The sequence below is a fragment of the Rhizobium sp. IBUN genome, assembly GCF_000510625.1.
GTDB lineage: Bacteria > Pseudomonadota > Alphaproteobacteria > Rhizobiales > Rhizobiaceae > Rhizobium > Rhizobium altiplani.
Genome location: NZ_AZNV01000002.1, coordinates 57738 through 75578 on the forward strand (window position 1 = coordinate 57738; position 17841 = coordinate 75578).

Annotated in this window: 20 protein-coding genes; 7 read left to right on the plus strand and 13 right to left on the minus strand. The window is 60.9% G+C overall.

The features are described from left to right. Positions 1-179 precede the first annotated feature (179 nt). On the plus strand, positions 180-1268 hold the full coding sequence (locus RHIBUN_RS0102305) for a glycosyltransferase family 4 protein (protein WP_025658259.1): 1089 nt from the start codon (positions 180-182) through the stop codon (positions 1266-1268). Further along, positions 1265-2014 carry a polysaccharide deacetylase family protein gene (locus RHIBUN_RS0102310; RefSeq protein WP_025658260.1) on the plus strand — a complete coding sequence of 250 codons (750 nt, stop codon included), beginning with the start codon at positions 1265-1267 and terminating at the stop codon, positions 2012-2014. Before RHIBUN_RS0102305 ends, RHIBUN_RS0102310 begins: the two co-directional genes overlap by 4 nt. Here the strand turns inward: RHIBUN_RS0102310 and RHIBUN_RS0102315 are convergent. From RHIBUN_RS0102315 to pcaD, 11 genes are all read right to left on the minus strand, one after another. Further along, entirely contained in the window at positions 2011-2841 is an 831-nt protein-coding gene (locus tag RHIBUN_RS0102315) for an MBL fold metallo-hydrolase (protein ID WP_025658261.1), read from the minus strand. The genes RHIBUN_RS0102310 and RHIBUN_RS0102315 overlap by 4 nt on opposite strands. 361 nt (positions 2842-3202) lie before the next feature. Next, positions 3203-3919, minus strand: a complete 717-nt coding sequence (locus RHIBUN_RS0102320; RefSeq protein WP_025658262.1) for an ABC transporter ATP-binding protein — start codon at positions 3917-3919, stop codon at positions 3203-3205. Next, positions 3900-4664, minus strand: a complete 765-nt coding sequence (locus RHIBUN_RS0102325; RefSeq protein WP_025658263.1) for an ABC transporter ATP-binding protein — start codon at positions 4662-4664, stop codon at positions 3900-3902. The genes RHIBUN_RS0102320 and RHIBUN_RS0102325 overlap by 20 nt, the downstream gene beginning before the upstream one ends. Further along, a complete protein-coding gene (locus tag RHIBUN_RS0102330) occupies positions 4661-5671 on the minus strand; it encodes a branched-chain amino acid ABC transporter permease (protein WP_025658264.1) in 1011 nt (336 codons plus the stop codon). Before RHIBUN_RS0102330 ends, RHIBUN_RS0102325 begins: the two co-directional genes overlap by 4 nt. A 2-nt stretch (positions 5672-5673) precedes the next feature. Continuing rightward, positions 5674-6537 carry a branched-chain amino acid ABC transporter permease gene (locus RHIBUN_RS0102335; RefSeq protein WP_025658265.1) on the minus strand — a complete coding sequence of 288 codons (864 nt, stop codon included), beginning with the start codon at positions 6535-6537 and terminating at the stop codon, positions 5674-5676. 98 nt (positions 6538-6635) lie between these two features. Continuing rightward, positions 6636-7808 carry an ABC transporter substrate-binding protein gene (locus RHIBUN_RS0102340; protein ID WP_018856642.1) on the minus strand — a complete coding sequence of 391 codons (1173 nt, stop codon included), beginning with the start codon at positions 7806-7808 and terminating at the stop codon, positions 6636-6638. A gap of 129 nt (positions 7809-7937) precedes the next feature. Beyond that, positions 7938-8987: a 3-carboxy-cis,cis-muconate cycloisomerase gene (locus RHIBUN_RS0102345; protein WP_025658266.1), complete on the minus strand. Its 1050-nt coding sequence runs from the start codon at positions 8985-8987 to the stop codon at positions 7938-7940. Positions 8988-9050: 63 nt separating this feature from the next. Further along, positions 9051-9665 carry a protocatechuate 3,4-dioxygenase subunit alpha gene (pcaG, locus tag RHIBUN_RS0102350; protein WP_018856640.1) on the minus strand — a complete coding sequence of 205 codons (615 nt, stop codon included), beginning with the start codon at positions 9663-9665 and terminating at the stop codon, positions 9051-9053. Next, the gene (pcaH, locus tag RHIBUN_RS0102355; protein WP_025658267.1) at positions 9665-10414 is read right to left on the minus strand and encodes a protocatechuate 3,4-dioxygenase subunit beta; all 750 of its coding nucleotides are present in this window, start codon (positions 10412-10414) and stop codon (positions 9665-9667) included. Before pcaH ends, pcaG begins: the two co-directional genes overlap by 1 nt. A gap of 10 nt (positions 10415-10424) precedes the next feature. After that, positions 10425-10829 (minus strand): 4-carboxymuconolactone decarboxylase, encoded by a 405-nt coding sequence (gene pcaC / locus RHIBUN_RS0102360; RefSeq protein WP_018856638.1) that lies wholly within the window; start codon positions 10827-10829, stop codon positions 10425-10427. Continuing rightward, entirely contained in the window at positions 10826-11635 is an 810-nt protein-coding gene (gene pcaD, locus RHIBUN_RS0102365; RefSeq protein WP_025658268.1) for a 3-oxoadipate enol-lactonase, read from the minus strand. Before pcaD ends, pcaC begins: the two co-directional genes overlap by 4 nt. A gap of 151 nt (positions 11636-11786) precedes the next feature. Here pcaD and pcaQ point away from each other — a divergent pair, with 151 nt between their 5' ends. Continuing rightward, a complete protein-coding gene (gene pcaQ, locus RHIBUN_RS0102370) occupies positions 11787-12713 on the plus strand; it encodes a pca operon transcription factor PcaQ (RefSeq protein ID WP_025658269.1) in 927 nt (308 codons plus the stop codon). Between the two features lie 68 nt (positions 12714-12781). Next, on the plus strand, positions 12782-13210 hold the full coding sequence (locus RHIBUN_RS0102375) for a lipocalin-like domain-containing protein (protein WP_025658270.1): 429 nt from the start codon (positions 12782-12784) through the stop codon (positions 13208-13210). Positions 13211-13320: 110 nt separating this feature from the next. Here the strand turns inward: RHIBUN_RS0102375 and pobA are convergent, their stop codons facing one another. After that, complete coding sequence (pobA, locus tag RHIBUN_RS0102380; RefSeq protein ID WP_025658271.1) at positions 13321-14493, minus strand: 4-hydroxybenzoate 3-monooxygenase; 1173 nt, start codon at positions 14491-14493, stop codon at positions 13321-13323. A gap of 113 nt (positions 14494-14606) precedes the next feature. Between pobA and RHIBUN_RS0102385 the strand changes: the two genes are divergently transcribed. After that, positions 14607-15494, plus strand: coding sequence for a helix-turn-helix domain-containing protein (locus RHIBUN_RS0102385; protein ID WP_025658272.1), 888 nt, complete (start codon positions 14607-14609; stop codon positions 15492-15494). Here the strand turns inward: RHIBUN_RS0102385 and RHIBUN_RS0102390 are convergent. Then, entirely contained in the window at positions 15491-16246 is a 756-nt protein-coding gene (locus tag RHIBUN_RS0102390; RefSeq protein WP_025658273.1) for an IclR family transcriptional regulator C-terminal domain-containing protein, read from the minus strand. The two genes, RHIBUN_RS0102385 and RHIBUN_RS0102390, sit on opposite strands and share 4 nt — an antisense overlap. Positions 16247-16429: 183 nt before the next feature. Here RHIBUN_RS0102390 and RHIBUN_RS0102395 point away from each other — a divergent pair, with 183 nt between their 5' ends. Both RHIBUN_RS0102395 and RHIBUN_RS0102400 read left to right on the plus strand, forming a co-directional pair. Next, positions 16430-17137 (plus strand): 3-oxoacid CoA-transferase subunit A, encoded by a 708-nt coding sequence (locus RHIBUN_RS0102395; RefSeq protein WP_025658274.1) that lies wholly within the window; start codon positions 16430-16432, stop codon positions 17135-17137. Next, positions 17134-17838 (plus strand): CoA transferase subunit B, encoded by a 705-nt coding sequence (locus tag RHIBUN_RS0102400; protein ID WP_025658275.1) that lies wholly within the window; start codon positions 17134-17136, stop codon positions 17836-17838. Before RHIBUN_RS0102395 ends, RHIBUN_RS0102400 begins: the two co-directional genes overlap by 4 nt. Positions 17839-17841: the final 3 nt, after the last annotated feature.

Below are 17841 nucleotides of genomic sequence, written 5' to 3' on the forward strand. Positions count from 1 at the left end.
GAATACCAAATGACAAATACAATAGAGAGGACGGAATTGAGGTGGAATTGCCGCCGTCTCTGATTGTGATCGCCTTTCACATGCTATCAGCAAAACCTAAGGAAGCCGACAATAGCGGAATTTCTCGTGGCAAGCCCAGACATCGATTGTAAACAGTGTGTGTCCACGGAGGCGCTTTGATGCGGGTTGCATTCTATGCACCGTTGAAGTCCCCGAACCATCCCGTTCCGTCAGGTGACCGTCTGATGGCGCGCCTCATCATGCAGGCTCTGGAGCTGGCCGGACATTCCGTCGAGGTCGTCTCGGAGTTTCGCAGTTTTGCTGCGACCGCCGAGGGTGCCGCCGGGCTATGGCCGGCGGCACAAGCGGAACTGCAACGTCTGCGCAAGGACTGGTCAGGCGGGCTGCGCCCTGATCTCTGGTTCTCTTACCATCCCTACTACAAGTCACCCGATTTCTTCGGCCCGACGCTCTGCCGGGAGTTCGCCATTCCCTACGTCACGGCCGAGGCATCCTATTCGGCGAAGCGGGACGCCACCGATTGGGCACCGCTGCAGAAACTGGTTGTGGACGGAGCCCGTAACGCGGCCGTCAACATCGCTCTTACGGAACGCGACAGGGCGGGGCTGGCAGAAGTCCTGCCGACCGGCTCGTTGGCCGTACTCAAGCCCTTCATCGACACTGCGTTTTTCGAGACCGCCTTGCATCAGGCAAAGCCACAACGTCTGATCGCCGTCGCGATGATGCGCAGCGGCGACAAGATCAAGAGCTACACGATGCTGGCCAAGGCTCTGAGGCTGCTTGGCGATCGTGCCTGGACACTGGCGATCGCCGGTGATGGGGCGATGCGGGCCGACGTGGAGCAATTGTTTGGCGCCTTCGAACCGGGCCGTATTGAATTGCTCGGAGAGCTGAATGGCGGACAAATCGCTGCTGAACTCAGCCGCTCCGGCATCTATGTGTGGCCGGGTTGCGGGGAAGCCTATGGGCTTGCCTATCTGGAGGCGCAGGCAGCCGGGTTACCGGTGGTCGCCCAGAGGACGGCGGGTGTCCCGGAGGTGGTCATCGACGGCACGACCGGCTATCTGACGGCCGACGGCGATCTGCCTGGCTTTGCCGCAGCAATCGCGGCTTTGCTCGACGATCCCGGCAGGCGCTCGACAATGGGTGCAAGCGCGCGCCAATTCGTTCTGGAAGAACGTTCGCTCAAGGTCGCGGCGAAGGCCCTCGACACCATTTTGCGGACTTACGTGAGACGAGAAGCATGAGCGACGATCAGATCTGGCTGCCCCTCCGACAGGAACTCGACCGCTGGCAGCAGGCAGGTCGAAGGGCACGGCTTTGGCTTCGCGACGACGATGCGATCGAGCCGACCGACGCACTCGAGAGCCTGCTCGCGATCACAGGTCAAGCTTCCGTCCCGCTGACCATCGCCGTCATTCCAGCCTCGACCGGCGAAGCACTGGCAACGCGCCTGTTACGCGAAAACCATATCCTTGTCGCCGTTCACGGCTGGTCACATGCAAACCATGCCGGTTCGGAGGAAAAGAAACAGGAGCTTGGCCGCCATCGGCCGGCGGACCTCGTGCTCGGCGAATTGCGCGATGGCCTTGTCACCCTTCAAGGCCTTTACGGCCCCAGGCTCGTTCCAATGCTCGTGCCGCCCTGGAACAGGATTAGCGCCGAGCTCATCCCGCTGCTTGGAGCACAGGGTTTTGATGCGCTGTCGATATTCGGCAGGACCACGGCTCACAGCCCGATCCGCCTGTTGAACACGCATGTCGACGTCGTAAACCAGCGCGGACAGCGTGGGAACCGCCCGCATGCCGATCTGGTCGCGGAATTGGTCGCGGAGTTGAAGCCACGCTTTTCCAGGGACGATGAGCCGGTTGGCATTCTCACCCACCATCTGGTGCACGGCCCCTCGGAGTGGAAATTCCTGACCCGCCTCTTCCAGGAGACCGGCAACCATCCGGGCGCCGCCTGGATGTCGGCGCGCGATCTGCTGGACTAGATTTCGAGGACCTGATTGTCCCTTGCGGCGAAAGCTCCTGGAAATGCGGCCTGGGCCTCCTGTTCCATCTGCTCGAGCTGCGTGTCGGTTCGCGATGGAGCATGGTGAAACAAGGCAAACTGCCTGGTACCCGCCATTTTGGCCAGTTCGATGCCATGCTGCCAGGTGGAATGGCCGAAGCCCTTGAAGCGCTGCATCTCGTCTTCGTTGTAGGTGCAATCATAGACGGCGAGATCGACGTCCTTCATCATTTCAAGCGCAACCGGATCGTAAACGCCGGGGATATGCTCGATATCGTAGATCAAGGCGACGGAGCGCCCCTGCCATTCTATGCGGTAGCCGATCGCACCACCCGGATGGTTCAGCATGAAAGTCTTGATCTTGACGCCGGGCCGCGGCTCCAGCGTCTGACCGGCATGAAAGTCGCGGAAACTCATCGTCGCCTGGCAGATGTCGGTCTTGACCGGGAACCACGGCGGGCTGATGAACTGCTCGATCATCTCGCGCGTGCTCATCTTGCCGTCGAGATGGCCCGACCAGATCGTCAGGTCGATCGTCGGATAGTAGATGGCCTTGAAGAAGGGCAAGCCGATGATGTGGTCGTAATGGCAGTGGCTGAAGAACAGGTCGACATCCCTGACATCCTCGGTGAGCATGGCAAGCCCGGCTTCGCGCACGCCTGATCCGGCGTCGAAGATCATCCGGTGTTCACCGCAGCGGATTTCGATACACGAGGTGTTGCCGCCATAGCGATCGAATTCGGGGCCCGAGACCGGGATGCTGCCGCGAACGCCCCAAAACTTTACCTGAAACAGATCTTTACTCATCGCGTCTTCAAAATGGGCCGACCTCTCTGCGCCATGGTAATCATACTTTGACGAACAAGCGAAGCGTTGAGTTTTGTCGGCGACCCGTATCCTTCGTGCCGTTTCTACCAGCTGCGAGCAGAATGGTAGATATTTCTAAGCAATCGGTTTTCACGTCAGAACGCAACTGCTTATGGTTTGTTTTCCGTAAACGGACGATGACGCCTGACAAGATGGGAGACGGCATGGCCCACTTTTCTTGTCTATTAGATGGTTTCTCGACTGCCGGAATACAATTGAATGCTTCTCCGTCAATAGTATGAGAGCGCCCGCGGGCGGTTTGGCCACTGGGCAGGACGATCGTGCCCCCCTGGTTGTCCGCCTAATGCAGACCGCCCACGCCAAGCAAGCGCTCGACAGCCGCGTGATCGTCCGACAGCGCCTTTGGCGTGCCGGCCCAGGCGAGGCGCCCGCGCTCCAGCACGATCACATGGTCGGCAAAATCAAGCGCGCTCTGGATGCGTTGTTCAACCAGCAGGATCGTCATGTCGCCGGTCTTCGCGAGCTCGGCGAACGCAGCCATGAGCTCCTCGCAGATGACGGGTGCCAGGCCCTCCAGCGGTTCGTCAAGCAGAAGCACCGACGGACGACCAAGGATCGTGCGTGCCGTCGACAGCATCTGCTGTTCGCCGCCCGAAAGCTGGTTGCCAAGATTGCGGCGGCGCTCCTTCAGGCGCGGGAACATGCCATAGGCTTCCTCAAGCGTGCTCTTCGGCCGGCCCTTGAGGCCGACGAAGAGGTTCTCCTCCACCGTCAATGTCGGAAAGATGCAGCGCGCCTGCGGAACATAGCCCAGTCCCTTGTGCGCTCGTGACGCACTTGGCATGGCCGTCACGTCGGCACCACCGATCCGGATCGTGCCGTCGTAGCGTTTGGTCTGCCCGGCGAGCGTCGCAAGAAGGGTGGTCTTGCCCATTCCGTTGCGGCCTAGAACGGCAAGGCGCGCGCCTGATGGAACGGAGAATGAGATGCCTTCCAGAACACGTGTCGGCCCGTAACCGGCGGACAGATTTTCGACCTCAAGCGGCGTGGCTGGCATTGGCATAGCTCCCGAGATAGGCCTCGCGAACGCGGGCATCCTTGGTAACGTCGGCGGGCGATCCATCGAAGATGATCGTGCCAGCCGCGAGAACGACAACGCGCTTGGCGAAACGGAAAACAAGATCCATGTCGTGCTCGATCATCAAGACAGCGAGATCGGCGGGCAGGTCGGCGAGCGCCTGCTCGATGCGACCGGTGTCACTCTGGGGAACGCCGGCGGCCGGCTCGTCAAGCAGGAGCACCTTTGGCCGCAGGGCCATCGCAATGGCGATTTCCAGAAGCCGCTGCTGGCCGTACGCAATCTCGTTCACCTTGCGATGCATGAGGTGGGCGATCCCCAGCGTACTGAGCAGCTCGCTGACTTCATCCATCACATCGGGCATGGCAAGAAAATTCCCGAACATGCGCCCCGTGCGTCCTTGACGCTGGAGGATGGCAAGGGCGACATGCTCGGCCGACGTCATCTCGAGGAAGAGCCGGGTAACCTGGAAGGACCGCACCAGGCCGCGCTTGACACGGCCATTGGCACCAACTTTGGTGACAGTCTCGCCCGCAAGCCGGACATCGCCGGAATCGGGCTGCAAGTTGCCGGTCACAAGATTGACGAAGGTCGTTTTGCCAGCACCATTCGGTCCGATCAGCGCCACGCGATCGCCCGGCGCCATAGACAGCGAGACATCGTTTGTCACGGCAAGGCCGCCGAAGGATTTCTTCAGGTTGGCAACTTCGAAGACGGCGTTCATTGTCCCGCCTCCTTCCTGCGGTTAAAGAAGGCTGCGGCGGAGCCGTAGAGCCCCTTCGGTGCGAACAAGACGACGGCGATCAATAGCGCGCCCACCATGGTCAGCCAGTGGAATGGACTTGCCGCCGAGACATAGTCCTCGAAGAGCATGAAGATCACCGTGCCGGAAAGCCCGCCGAACAGTGAGCCCGTGCCACCAAGAACGAGCATGACCAGTGACTCCGCCGACAGGGTGAAGGAGAGACTGTCGAGGCCAACGACCTGTGTGGTGATGGCGTTAAGTGCCCCACCGACGCCGGCGACCGCACCCGAGATCACATACATCTTCATCAGGGCAGCCTTTGGCGAGGCCCCCATGGCCTTGATGCGCAACGGATCCTCCTTTGTGCCGCGACAAAGCATGCCGAAGGGCGAGCGCACGATGAGACGCAGAAGCACAAAGACGATGAGCAGCAGGACAATCGCAAAGACGTAGGCTGTATGGCCATAGAGATCGAATTCGAAATATCCGAGGATCGGGTCGGCAGAGATCCCCGACAGACCGTCGCTCCCGCCGGTCCAGCTGGATGCCTTGTTGGCGAACTCGTGGAAGAGATGGATGAGCGCGATCGACAGGACGAGTTGCGGCAGGCCATGGCCACGCAGGATAATGACACCGCTGATCAGTCCCGCGACAGCGCCGCCAGCGATGCCCGCAAGGGTCATCAGCAGCGGATCATTGATGCCATAATGCGCCGAGAGAATACCTGCAGCATAGGCGCCCGAACCGAAGAGAGCCGCGTGTCCAAGCGTCGCGACGCCGCAATAGCCCGTGACAAGGTCAAGCGAGAGAACAAGCAGAGCGACCGCGACGATGCGGGTAAGCAGCGCAAGATTATCCGGAAACAGGAAGTAGCCGATAACGGCAACGACCAGGATCGCCACAGCGCCTGCCGCATCACGGCCGAGCGATCGGTGGCGGCGGGCAGAGGCGGAAACGCCTGCTTCGGTGTTCATGACGGCGGCCATTTCTATTTCGTCCTTCCAGCAAGACCGCGCGGGAAGATGCAGATGATCGCAATGACCGCGAGGTAGAAGAAGAATTCGCCGAATTCCGGCATCAGGTAGCGTCCTGTCGTATCGATGCCGCCGAGCACGAGGCAGGCGATCAATGCGCCCGGGATAGACCCGGCACCGCCGACCGAAACGACCACGAGGAAGGTCACCATATAGCGCAGTGCGTAGTAGGGTTCGACCGGCAGCAGTTCGGCGCCGACAACCCCGCCGAATGCGGCAAGGCCAACGGCAACGGCAAAGCTTAGCGCATAGATGATCTCGGTGCGCACCCCGAGTGCTGCCGCCATCGACGCATTGTCGACGGAGGCGCGCAGCTTCACGCCAAAGCTGGTCCTTTCGATCGCATACCAAAGTCCGCCGGCGACTGCGAGACCGCACAGGATAGCAAACAGGCGGTGGACAGGGATGGTTCGGAAGCCAAGGTCCGCCGAGCCCTGCAGTCCCGATGGCAGCGGGATCGTCTTCAGGGTTGGACCAAACACGTAGTTGGCAATGCCGATGATGCAGAAGGTAATGCCGATCGTCATCAGCACCTGCGTCAGCTCTGGCGCCCCATAAATCCGCCTGTAGAGAAAGCGTTCGACAGGAATTGCGATGATGACGGTCCCAACGACAGCGGCGATCACCGCAACACCGTAGCCAAGCCCGAGATCGCGCGCGGCATAGGACGCGATGTAACCGCCGATCATGGCGAAGGCGCCGTGGGCGAGATTGACGACACGCATCAATCCCATGGTTACTGACAGACCGATCGAGATGACGAACAGCACCATGCCATAGGCAAGCGCATCGACGGCAATGCTGAAGACTGTTTGCATGAGGCTATCCCGATGCTGTTGGAGCGGGCCGGCATTGCGGTGCTGAGAGCGCGCTCGGCGCCGCAAGCATCCCGGTCCGCTACAGATGTCAGAGGTCGTTACTTCGCAGCCGCAAGGCCAGGGTCGCCCTGCTTTTCGAACGTCTGGACTTCCTTGTTGTAATAGGTGCCATCATCGGCCTTGGTGACTTCGCGCAGGTAGATGTTCTGCGTGATATGGCGGCTTTCCGGATCGATCGAGACCGGACCGCGCGGGCTGACCCACGTCAGGCCCTTGACGGCCTCGACTGCCTTGGCTGCATCCTGCTTGCCGCCGGTCGCCTCGATCATCTTGTAGATGACGTTCATGCCGTCATAGGCACCAACGGCGGGGAAGGACAGTTCCGCCTTGCTGCCGATTGCCTTGGCTGCAGCCTCGACAAACGCCTTGTTCTCCGGGGAATCATGCGAGACGGCATAATGGAAGGTTGTCTGGATGCCGAGAGCAGCATCGCCAAGTGCGGGAAGATCGGATTCCTGCGTCAGGTCACCTGGCGCAAAGAACTTGATACCGGCAGCCTTGAGGCCGTTTTCATTGTAGGCCTTGACGAAGCCGAGCGTCGTCGGACCGGATGGCAGGAAGGCGAAAACGCCCTGCGCGCCGGAATCCTTGATACGCTGCATGATCGGGCTGAAATCGTTGGTCGAGAGCGGCATGCGGATCGCCTCGACGACCTGACCGCCTTCCTTCTCGAAGGCCGCCTTGAAGGCATTCTCGGCGTCGACGCCCGGACCGTAGTCGCTGACAACGGAGATGACCTTGCTGACGCCGGCGTCATGGGCAACCTTGGCGATCGGCGTCGAGGTCTGCCACGTGGTAAACGAGGTGCGCACCACCAGCGGGCTCTTGGTGACGATTGCCGATGTGGCCGCGTTCATGATGACGAGCGGCGTATTCGCCTGCTTCAGGATCGGCGTCACGGCCATTGCGTCAGGCGTGAAATAGAATCCCGCGAGGTACTGGACCTTTTCCTTGACGACCAGCTCCTGCGCCAGCGCCTTCGACTGCGCCGGATCGGCCGCGGGCAGATCGCGATAGATCACTTCGACGGTGTTGTCGCCGACCTTGTTGCCGTTGATCGCCATGTAGGCATCGATACCGGCTTTGAAGTTCTTGCCCTGCAGGGCGAACGGACCAGAGAACGGCCCGACGACGCCGACCTTGATGGTATCGGCATAGGCCGCTGTGCTCATGACGACTGCCGCAACGGCGGCCAGAACAAACCGTTTCATAAATCCTCCCATTGACGATGGCGCACTCCTACGCCGCCGCTTTAGTTCACAGCTAAAGCCTTGGCGATAGTGTCTCATTCAAAACGGTAATGTAAAATGAAATAAACGGCAAAAATCATACCTGAGGGGTTATGATTTGTGCCCAATTCGCGTGATATTGCCGGCCAGTTCAAGCGCCAGGCGAAGCGAAGTGGCGGTCGCCATGACCATTTGCGGCAGAATGAGCCATTCCAGCGTCCACGCCGCGCCCGATCGCTCCTGTTCGTGTACCAGCGACTGATGCATGCCGGAGAGTTGCGTCGCATTGAAGCGCGCCAGAGCAACGAGCGTTTCGGCTGCGACCGGGTTTTGCTTGTGCGCCATTGCGGACGAACCGCCACCCCCTGATAGCTCGATCTCATCGCCCGCCTGCGCCAGAAGCGCGACATCCTGCCCGAATTTGCCAAGGCTGCCACTGATGAGCGACAGCAGATCGGCGAAATCCGCGACGACCGCGCGTTGGCTTTGCCATTGCGGCGTGTCTGAGAGGCCGAGCTCCTGGGCAAGGGCTGAGCGCACGGCCGGGGCAAGATCCTGAAGCTTGTCGAGAGTACCGGCTGCCCCGCCGAACTGCAGGGGAAAGCCCTGCTCGGTCAGCCGGTCCCGATAACCGGCAAGCGGTGCGCGCCAGGCGCGAAGACGATCAGAGACTGTGATCGCGATCGCAGCCTGCATGCGGGTCCGCCCCATCAAAGCGCTTTTCCCGAACTGCGCGTCGAGACTATCGAACACCTTGGCAAGCTTCGAAAGCCGATTTGAAAACAGGAACGCGATTGCCTTCAGGCGAACCATCAGGCTGGTATCGATGACATCCTGGCTCGTGGCGCCGAGGTGAACGCAATCAAAGTACGGCTCCCCGACTGCCTCGCGCAGCTGTTTGACGAGATCGGCAACGACAACCCCGTCGCGGGCTGTGGCCGTTCTCAGATTGAGGACATTCGGCTCAAACGTTGCGCAGACCGTGCCGATATGGCGTGCCGCTTCATGCGAAATCAGACCGTGCCCGGCCTCGGCCCTGGCGAGTGCTGCTTCGAACGCGAGCATGGCGCGAATATCTGCCGCCGCGGAGAAATACGAAGCCGTCTCCTCGTCGCCGAGCAGGCCGGACAGAAACGGGTGATCAAAGGCTGAGATGGTCATCGGTGTCTTTCTTGCTGCGACCGACAACTGCGCCTGCAATGGCCTTAACGCAAGTCCCTGCGGTCAGATATCGAGGAACACGGTCTCCCGGTCGCCCTGCAGCCGGATGTCGAAAGTATAGGTCGATCCGTCACGCTGGGCGATCAGCGTGTCGACGCGCTCCCGGTGCTCGATGCGCAGAAGCAGCGGGTCGGCCTTGTTGGCCTCGGCCTCCTCTGGAAAATACATGCGCGTATGCAGGCCGATGTTGATGCCGCGTGCGACGATCCAGAAGGTGATGTGTGGCGCCATCTTGCGGCCGTCCTTGAAGGGAACGCGGCCCGGCTTGACGGTGTCGAAGGTGAAAACGCCGTCTTCGGCGCGTGTCGGGCAACGGCCCCAGCCGGTAAAGTTCGGATCTGCCGTGCCCCGCATCTCCGACGGGCTGTTATAGAGGCCGGCGCCGTCGGCCTGCCAGATTTCGATGACTGCATCGCGCACCAGGGCACCGGCACCGTCAAAAACGCGGCCTGTTACCGTGATGCGCTCGCCAAGCGTCTTGTCGTTGACCATCACCGTTCCGAGGTCATTTTCATAGACGCCCTTGATGTCACAGAAGTTCGGGGTCAGGCCGATATGGACATAGGGGCCTGCCGTCTGCGAGGGCGTTTCCTTGAGATAGCCGAGTTCCTGAACCATCAGTTCCCCTCCATGCGGTTTTCGAACATCGTCGAGCGGCGGCCGCGCAAAACGATGTCGAACTTGTAGGCGCGCGCATCCATCGGAATCGTGTTGCCCCAGTCGAGCGGCGCAATCAATTGCTCGATGGCGCGCTTGTCGGGGATCGTGCCGACGATCGGACACTTCCAGATCATCGGATCACCCTCGAAATACATCTGCGTGATCAGACGCTGGGAAAAGCCATGGCCGAAGATCGAGAAGTGGATATGGGCCGGGCGCCAGTCGTTGACGCCGTTGGGCCAGGGATAGGCTCCCGGGCGAACCGTGCGAAACGCATAGTGACCATGCTCATCGGTGATGCAGCGCCCGCATCCGCCGAAGTTCGGATCGATGGCGGCGAGATAGGTTTCCTTCTTGTGCCGATAGCGCCCGCCGGCATTGGCCTGCCAGAACTCGACAAGGGCACCGGGTACCGGGCGTGCACGTTCGTCGAGCACACGGCCGTGGACGATAATGCGCTCGCCGATGGCACTTTCGCCCGGCCTGGCGAAGTTGTGGATCAGATCGTTGTCGAGCTCACCGATGACGGAGTGGCCGAAGACCGGCCCTGTGATTTCCGAAATCGTTCCGTCGAGCGACAACAGCGCGCGCTGCGGCGAACGCAGGACCGAGGTCTTGTAGCCTGGGGTGAAGGCAGGCGCATGCCATTCGCGGTCTCGCGCGAAGAATGCGCCGGTTTCGGGAATGCGGTTGGGAAGATCGGACATCCTATGCCTTTCAGGCCGCCTTGCCGGCGTCCATCTGTTCGAAAACATGCTTGGCGATCTTGATGGCGTGATTGGCGGCGGGAACGCCGGCATAGATCGCCACGTGCAGCAACGCCTCGCAAATATCATCGCGCGAGGCGCCGGTGTTGGCGGTGGCGCGGACATGCATCGCCACCTCGTCGTCCTGGCCAAGTGCTGCCAGAAGCGCGATCGTCACGATCGACCGCTCGCGGCGCGTCAGTGTCGGGCGCGACCAGACATGTCCCCAGGCCGCTTCCGTGATCAGGTCCTGGAACGGCTTGTCAAACGGGGTCGAGCTTGATTCGGCGCGATCGACATGGGCATCGCCCAGCACGGCACGGCGCGTCGCCATTCCCTGCTCGAAGCGCTTCGACGGCTGGTGGAGTTCACTCATGAGCTCTTTTCTCCATGCAATGCGAAATCGATGAATGCGCGGATGATTGCCGTCAGCGCTTCCGGCTGCTCGACGCAAGGGATATGGCCCGCGTCGCGTATGATCTCGAAGCGGGCGTTCGGAATGAGCCTTGCCGTCGACTTGACCAGATCGGGCGGCGTGGAACCGTCCTGATCACCGACAATGCAGATCGTCGGAACGCTGATCCTGGTGGCGGCGTCCGTGTAGTCGGCATCGCGGATTGCCTCGCAGGTGGCAAGGTAGCCTTCCACCGGCTGGCGCACGAGCATGTTGCTGTAACCGTGATAGGCCGTGTTCTCCGGTCGCCGGAAAGCCGGCGTGAACCAGAGCTTCATGACGCCGTCGACAATGCTCGCAATACCCTTGCTGGCGACGGTTGCAATCCGTGCATTCCAGCTTTCGGTGGTGCCGATCTTGTGCGCCGTATCGCACAGGATCAGTCCCTGCACCATGTCGGGCCGCGCCTTGTAGAGCGCCTGAGCAATCAGCCCGCCCACGGAAAGACCGCAGATGAAGGCCTGCTTGACCGCGAGAAGATCGAGCAGCCCGGCAAGATCGGAAGCATGATCGTCGATCGAATAGGGAACCTGGCCGACATCGGAAAGCCCGTGGCCCCGCTTGTCGTAGACAATGATCGCGTAATCCCCGGCCAGTCGCACGATCACGTCGCGCCAGATGCGAAAATCGGTGCCAAGCGAATTTGCAAAGACGATGACCGGCTTGTCAGCGGAGCCGCTGATCAGCTGGTAGTGGATCGCGATGTCATTGATATGGGCAAACTGCACGGCAAATCTCCTCTCCGTGCCGGTCCCCATGCAAGTCGCACTCGACTTGACGAGAGGGTCCGACACAGACCCTGGATCAAATTGGATGTTTAGTCTGGTTAGGTAAAATGATATTTCGTGGCATTTCGATAACTCCGGAGTTATGAAACCCATGATCGACAGTCGGGTGAAGTTTCGTCATCTACAGACATTTGTCGAGGTCGCGCGCCAGAAAAGCGTGATGAAGGCAGCCGAACTGCTCAATGTCAGCCAGCCCGCGGTGACCAAGACGATCCGCGAACTGGAGGAGGTGCTTGGCGTTGCGGTCTTCGAGCGCGACGGGCGCGGCATCAAGATTACCCGCTATGGCGACGTCTTTCTCCGCCATGCGGGAGCAGCGCTCACGGCCTTGCGCCAGGGCCTTGATTCGGTATCCCAGGAGCGTTTCGGCGAGGCGCCGCCGATCCGCATCGGCGCCTTGCCGACGGTTTCGACGCGGATCATGCCGCGTGCCATGGAGCTTTTCCTCAAGGAAAACACCTGGAGCCGCATCAAGATCGTGACGGGAGAGAATGCGGTGCTCTTGGAGCAGCTGCGCGTCGGCGACCTCGATCTCGTCGTCGGGCGGCTTGCCGGCGCGGAGAAGATGGCCGGCTTTTCCTTCGAGCATCTTTACTCCGAACAGGTCGTCTTTGCCGTTCGTGCCGGCCATCCGCTGCTGAAATCGCGCCAGTCGCTGTTTGCGAAGCTCGGTGAATATACCGTGCTGATGCCGACGCGCGCCTCGATCATTCGCCCGTTCGTGGAGAGCTTCCTGATTGCCAATGGCGTCGCCAGTCTGCCGAACCAGATCGAAACGGTGTCTGACTCCTTCGGCCGCGCCTTCGTGCGGTCGAGCAACGCCATCTGGATCATTTCCACAGGTGTGGTCGCAACCGATGTCGCCGACGGCCTCCTGGAAGTCTTGCCGATTGACACCAGCGAAACAAAAGGACCGGTTGGCCTGACAATGCGCACGGACGCCATCCCCTCGCTGCCGCTTTCGATCCTCATGCAGACATTGCGGGAGGCGGCGATGGAGGTTGCCACCAAGACCTAGCGACGCTGTTGCGGATAGGGCCTGCGTGGTATCGTCCAGCTCGTGCAACTGCGCGTGGGAGCCACATTATGGGAAGTGCAGCCGCATTACATGGAACATGGAGAATGGTATCCTGGACGCGCCGTGCTGTTGCGACCGGGGTGGTTACGAATGCGATGGGGCCCGACCCTGTCGGATATCTTTCCTATCACCCGGATGGCCGGGTGATGGCTGTGGTCGTCAGCCGAGAGCGACCGGCACTCAAGGGCGAAGTCCCGACGGACGCCGAAAAGGTCGCGCTGTTCGATTCCATGCTCGCCTATGCCGGAACCTATACCTTCGAGAATGGACGCGTGGTGCACCATGTCGATGCGAGCTGGAATCCGGCCTGGGGCGTCAGCGACCTGATCCGGCCGTTCTCCATCGACGGCAACAGGCTTGTCATCAGCGGCGCCCCTGGTGTCGATCCAAAGAACGGCGAGGAAGTTGTCTACGAACTCGAATTCCGCAAGGTCTGACGCCAGAAGCCTGCCAGCCGACAGGGGTGCCGATCGATGGGCGAGCAGCGGTGGGACGCATGAACCACCGCCGCTCTCCGTGCACCCTTCCGTGGATGGCGGAAGGGAAACTAGTAGGGAAGGCCGACGTAGTTTTCCGCAAGCGCGGTCGAAGCTGCGCGTGAATGCGTCAGATAGTCGAGTTCGGCTTCCTGAATCTTTTGGTCGAAATCACCGGTATCGGGGAACCGGTGCATCATCGTTGTCATCCACCAGGAGAAACGGACCGCCTTCCAAACCCGGGCGAGTGCCTTTTGGGAATAGGTGTCGATGCCTGCGTTCGAACGATCCTGGTAGTGTTCGATCAGGCCCGAGAACAGATAATGCACGTCGCTCGCGGCGAGATTGAGGCCTTTCGCACCGGTCGGCGGAACAATATGGGCGGCATCGCCGACAAGGAACATGCGGCCAAAGCGCATCGGCTCGGCAACGAAGGAGCGAAGCGGTGCGATCGATTTCTCGAAGGAAGGCGCCGTCACAAGCGCATCGGCATGATGCGCAGGCAGGCGGCGGCGAAGTTCGTCAAAGAAGCGGTCATCGCTCCAATCCTCGACCTTTTCATCGAGTGGACACTGGATGTAGTAGCGGCTGCGATGCTCCGAGCGCATGGAACAGAGCGCAAATCCCCGCGGGTGGTTGGCATAGATCAGCTCATGGCTGACGGGAGCGACCTCGGCCAGAATTCCAAGCCATCCAAAGGGGTAGATCTTCTCGAATGTGCGCAGCGATTTTTCGGGAACCGCCTTGCGGCTGGCGCCATGGAAACCGTCGCAGCCGGCGATGAAATCACAGTCGATGCGGCGCGTGGCACCGTCCTTTTCGTAGGTGACATAAGGGGCCGCTCCATCGAAATCGTGCGGCGTGACATTCGCTGCCTCGTAGATTGTCAGCGCGCCGCTGGCCTCGCGTCGTTCCATCAGGTCGCGGGTGACTTCCGTTTGCCCGTAGATCATGACGCGCTTGCCGCCGGTCAGACCGAACAGGTCGATGCGATGGTCGCGCCCGTCGAAGGCAAGGGAAAAGCCGTCATGCGAGAGACCTTCGGCATGCATGCGCGCGCCAGCCTTTGCCTCATCGATAAGTCCAACGGTTCCTTCCTCCAGCACGCCGGCACGTACGCGGCCAAGGATATAATCCTTGCCAACGCGGTCCAGGATGACGTTGTCGATGCCGGCTTCCGTCAGCAACTGGCCAAGCAAAAGCCCTGAAGGGCCGGAGCCAATGATGGCTACCTTGGTGCGCATGGTGTCCTCCCGCACTTGTCTTTTGTCAAATCTTGACCGGGCAGGGCGCCATCAACAATGGACAAATCCATCATGAAATTGCACAAAGCGAACATCGGGTGATGGAGGCAGGAATGGTAAGGATTGTGCCGACCTACGAGCTCTACGGCGAGAATACCGGCAAAAAGCCGGAGTTTTGGCTGCACTGCGAAACAATTCCAACCCGCAGCAGCCTGCATCATTTCGAGATCCGGCCGCATCGCCACGATAGTTTCTTTCAGATATTGTACATCGATAGCGGCTCCGGCGAGGCAATGTTCTCAGGCGCCTGGCACCCGATCGAAGGTCAGTCGGTCATTACCGTTCCCCCCGGCCTCGATCACGGTTTTCGTTTCTCCAGGGACATCGACGGCTTCGTCATCACGGTGTTGAGCTCGCATCTGAAGGCCATCCCCGGCGACCGCAGCCGCCTCGGCGAGTGGATGGCATCGCCGCATCTGACGAGGCTTGACATGAACGATGAGGAGGCGCGCTACGTGGCTGCCTGCCTGCAGCGGCTCGGACGCGAATTCGCGCAGCGCAAAAGCGGGCGCAACGACCTGCTCGAGTCCTACCTGACGTCGGCATTGTTGCTGACCGCGCGTCTCTCCTCTGAAAGACAGGACGACGAGGCGGCCGCCGACGAGAATGAACGTCGCATGGAGCTGCTGCACGGCCTGATCCAGCGGCATTTCAAATCGCACCAGCCGGCAGCTTTCTATGCCAGGGCGCTCGGCATCTCGCCGACCCACCTGAACCGGATCGTGCGCGCCACGAGCGGTTACGGTGCGCATGAGTTGATTGCCCGAAAGCTCCTCGATGAGGCAAAACGCGAGTTGGTCTTCACCTTTGGCAGCGTCCAGGAGATCGCCTACAGGCTCGGGTTTTCAGACCCCGCCTATTTCTCGCGCTTCTTCCTCAAACAGGCTGGCCAGACGCCTCGATCATGGCGCATGGCGGAGCGTGCGAAGCTTAGTGTCTAGCGCAGCACGAGGCGGAGCGCCTTCTGTGTCTCTCGGAGGAGCGGCAGGTAGCGAGCCGGCATTTCCGCGGCTGGTGCATGTGCGGCCGGTGCGCCGATATTGATTGCCGCCACCGTCTGCCCGCGATCGTTCTCGACCGGAACTGCAATGGAGCAGAGGCCGATTTCCAGTTCCTGGTCGATCACGGCGTAACCCTGATCGCGCACACGCCGAAACTCCGCCATCAGGTCCTCGACGTCGGTCTTGGTGTTTGGCGTATTTTGCTTGAGGTTGGTGCGGGCAAGGACTGCCCTTGCCTCGGCCTCCGGCAGCGCTGACAGCAGGACGCGACCCATCGAGGCACAGAAGGCGGGAAGGCGGCTGCCCGGCGTCAGGTTGATCGACATGACACGCCGCTGCGAAGCGCGGGCGATATAGACGATCTCCGTGCCATCGAGCACGGAGGCGGATGCGCTCTGCCCGGCTTTTTCCGACAATTGATCGAGATGCGGCTGGATGAGGACGGGCAGGGGCGTTGCCGAGAGATAGGAGTGCCCGAGCCGCAGGATCTTGGGCGTCAGGGCGAAAAACTTGCCGTCATATTCGGCATAGCCGAGTTCGGCCAGCGTCAGGAGCGACCTGCGCACCGTGGCACGGTCGAGGCCGGTCAGCTTCGCGGCGTCGGCGATCGAAAGCCGCTGGCGGGTCTCCTCGAACGCCTCGATGACCTTCAGTCCTCTGGCAAAGCCGCTGACAAAATCAGTTTCGCGCATGGTTCCTCCTTTGCTCGCGGGCTTACTGCTGGATCCCGGTCAGAATACTGTGGCCGCATTGTTTTGTGCGATATACGAACAAATGTCAAATACCGCACAAAATGCCTTGCCCGCCCTGCCTGCGCGTTTTATCCATCGGTGAAGGGCGCAGAGGAGCATCTCGCCGGCAAGGAGTGATCCAGCATGGACAAGACTATCGGGAGCACGGCTGAGGCCGTTTCCGAAATCGGAGACGGAGCGACCGTGATGATTGGCGGCTTCGGCGGGTCGGGCGCACCGATCGAGCTGATCCACGCCCTGATTGACAAGCGGCCGAGGAACCTCACGGTGATCAATAACAATGCCGGCAACGGCCGCATCGGGATTGCCGCGATGATCGACGCCGGCATGGTGAGGAAGATGATCTGCTCCTTTCCGCGCTCGTCCGACCCGCGCGCCTTCACGGACAGGTATCTTGCGGGAGAGATCGAGCTGGAGCTGGTGCCGCAGGGAACGCTTGCCGAGCGCATCCGCGCTGGCGGCGCCGGCATCCCGGCCTTCTACACGCCGACGGGTTACGGCACCGAACTTGCCGAGGGCAAAGTCATCGCTGAATTCGACGGCCGGCATTATGTGCAGGAACGCTGGCTGAAGGCGGATTTCGCCATCGTCAAGGCCCATCTTGGCGACACCCACGGAAACCTCACCTACAACAAGGCGGCGCGCAACTTCAATCCGCTGATGTGCATGGCGGCGGGCAAGACCATCGCCCAGGTTTCCAGCATCGTTCCCGCCGGCGGCATCGACCCCGAGCATGTCGTCACCCCCGGCATCTTCGTCGACCGCGTCGTCGAGGTCGCCAATCCCGCCCAGGAAGAAGAGCTCGTTCGAGCCGGAGTGGTCTATCAATGACCGTCGATATCAGCATCATCAACACCCGCGAAGACATCAAGCTTTCCAATGCCAGCATCGCATGGCGCGCAGCCCAGGACATTGCCGACGGTGCCTATGTGAACCTCGGCATCGGCTTTCCGGAAATGGTGGCACGCTATCAGCCGCCAGGCCGCCAGGCGATTTTCCATACGGAAAACGGCATCCTCGATTTCGGCGAGGCACCGCCCGCCGGAGAGGAGGACTGGGATCTCATCAATGCCGGCAAGCGGCCGGTGACGTTGAAGCCCGGCTCGGCCTTCTTCCACCATGCCGACAGCTTCGCCATGGTTCGCGGCGGTCATCTCGACGTCGCGATCCTCGGCGCCTACCAGGTGGCGCAGAATGGCGATCTCGCCAACTGGAGGGTCGGCGCCAAGGGCGTGCCGGCGGTCGGTGGCGCCATGGATCTCGTGCACGGCGCCAAGCAGGTCTGCGTCATTACCGAGCACGTCACCAAGAACGGCGAGCCGAAGCTTGTCGACAAATGTACCTTCCCGCTGACCGGCGTCGGTTGCATCACCCGCGTCTATACGAGCCATGCCGTGATCGACATTGTGGAAGGCCGTTTCGTGTTGCGCGAGAAGCTTGCCGCCATGACGGTCGAGGAATTGCAGGCGATGACCGGCGCGCCCCTCTACATCGACGGTCCGGTTGCCGATCTCGTCGTCCCGGAACTCTAAGGG

What these genes read in the sequence shown, in the direction of transcription:
- RHIBUN_RS0102305 (WP_025658259.1), top strand. Translation starts at nt 180, where the DNA reads ATGCGGGTTGCATTCTATGCACCGTTGAAGTCCCCGAACCATCCCGTT.
- RHIBUN_RS0102310 (WP_025658260.1), top strand. Translation starts at nt 1,265, where the DNA reads ATGAGCGACGATCAGATCTGGCTGCCCCTCCGACAGGAACTCGACCGC.
- RHIBUN_RS0102315 (WP_025658261.1), bottom strand. Translation starts at nt 2,841, where the DNA reads ATGAGTAAAGATCTGTTTCAGGTAAAGTTTTGGGGCGTTCGCGGCAGC.
- RHIBUN_RS0102320 (WP_025658262.1), bottom strand. Translation starts at nt 3,919, where the DNA reads ATGCCAGCCACGCCGCTTGAGGTCGAAAATCTGTCCGCCGGTTACGGG.
- RHIBUN_RS0102325 (WP_025658263.1), bottom strand. Translation starts at nt 4,664, where the DNA reads ATGAACGCCGTCTTCGAAGTTGCCAACCTGAAGAAATCCTTCGGCGGC.
- RHIBUN_RS0102330 (WP_025658264.1), bottom strand. Translation starts at nt 5,671, where the DNA reads ATGGCCGCCGTCATGAACACCGAAGCAGGCGTTTCCGCCTCTGCCCGC.
- RHIBUN_RS0102335 (WP_025658265.1), bottom strand. Translation starts at nt 6,537, where the DNA reads ATGCAAACAGTCTTCAGCATTGCCGTCGATGCGCTTGCCTATGGCATG.
- RHIBUN_RS0102340 (WP_018856642.1), bottom strand. Translation starts at nt 7,808, where the DNA reads ATGAAACGGTTTGTTCTGGCCGCCGTTGCGGCAGTCGTCATGAGCACA.
- RHIBUN_RS0102345 (WP_025658266.1), bottom strand. Translation starts at nt 8,987, where the DNA reads ATGACCATCTCAGCCTTTGATCACCCGTTTCTGTCCGGCCTGCTCGGC.
- pcaG (WP_018856640.1), bottom strand. Translation starts at nt 9,665, where the DNA reads ATGGTTCAGGAACTCGGCTATCTCAAGGAAACGCCCTCGCAGACGGCA.
- pcaH (WP_025658267.1), bottom strand. Translation starts at nt 10,414, where the DNA reads ATGTCCGATCTTCCCAACCGCATTCCCGAAACCGGCGCATTCTTCGCG.
- pcaC (WP_018856638.1), bottom strand. Translation starts at nt 10,829, where the DNA reads ATGAGTGAACTCCACCAGCCGTCGAAGCGCTTCGAGCAGGGAATGGCG.
- pcaQ (WP_025658269.1), top strand. Translation starts at nt 11,787, where the DNA reads ATGATCGACAGTCGGGTGAAGTTTCGTCATCTACAGACATTTGTCGAG.
- RHIBUN_RS0102375 (WP_025658270.1), top strand. Translation starts at nt 12,782, where the DNA reads ATGGGAAGTGCAGCCGCATTACATGGAACATGGAGAATGGTATCCTGG.
- pobA (WP_025658271.1), bottom strand. Translation starts at nt 14,493, where the DNA reads ATGCGCACCAAGGTAGCCATCATTGGCTCCGGCCCTTCAGGGCTTTTG.
- RHIBUN_RS0102385 (WP_025658272.1), top strand. Translation starts at nt 14,607, where the DNA reads ATGGTAAGGATTGTGCCGACCTACGAGCTCTACGGCGAGAATACCGGC.
- RHIBUN_RS0102390 (WP_025658273.1), bottom strand. Translation starts at nt 16,246, where the DNA reads ATGCGCGAAACTGATTTTGTCAGCGGCTTTGCCAGAGGACTGAAGGTC.
- RHIBUN_RS0102395 (WP_025658274.1), top strand. Translation starts at nt 16,430, where the DNA reads ATGGACAAGACTATCGGGAGCACGGCTGAGGCCGTTTCCGAAATCGGA.
- RHIBUN_RS0102400 (WP_025658275.1), top strand. Translation starts at nt 17,134, where the DNA reads ATGACCGTCGATATCAGCATCATCAACACCCGCGAAGACATCAAGCTT.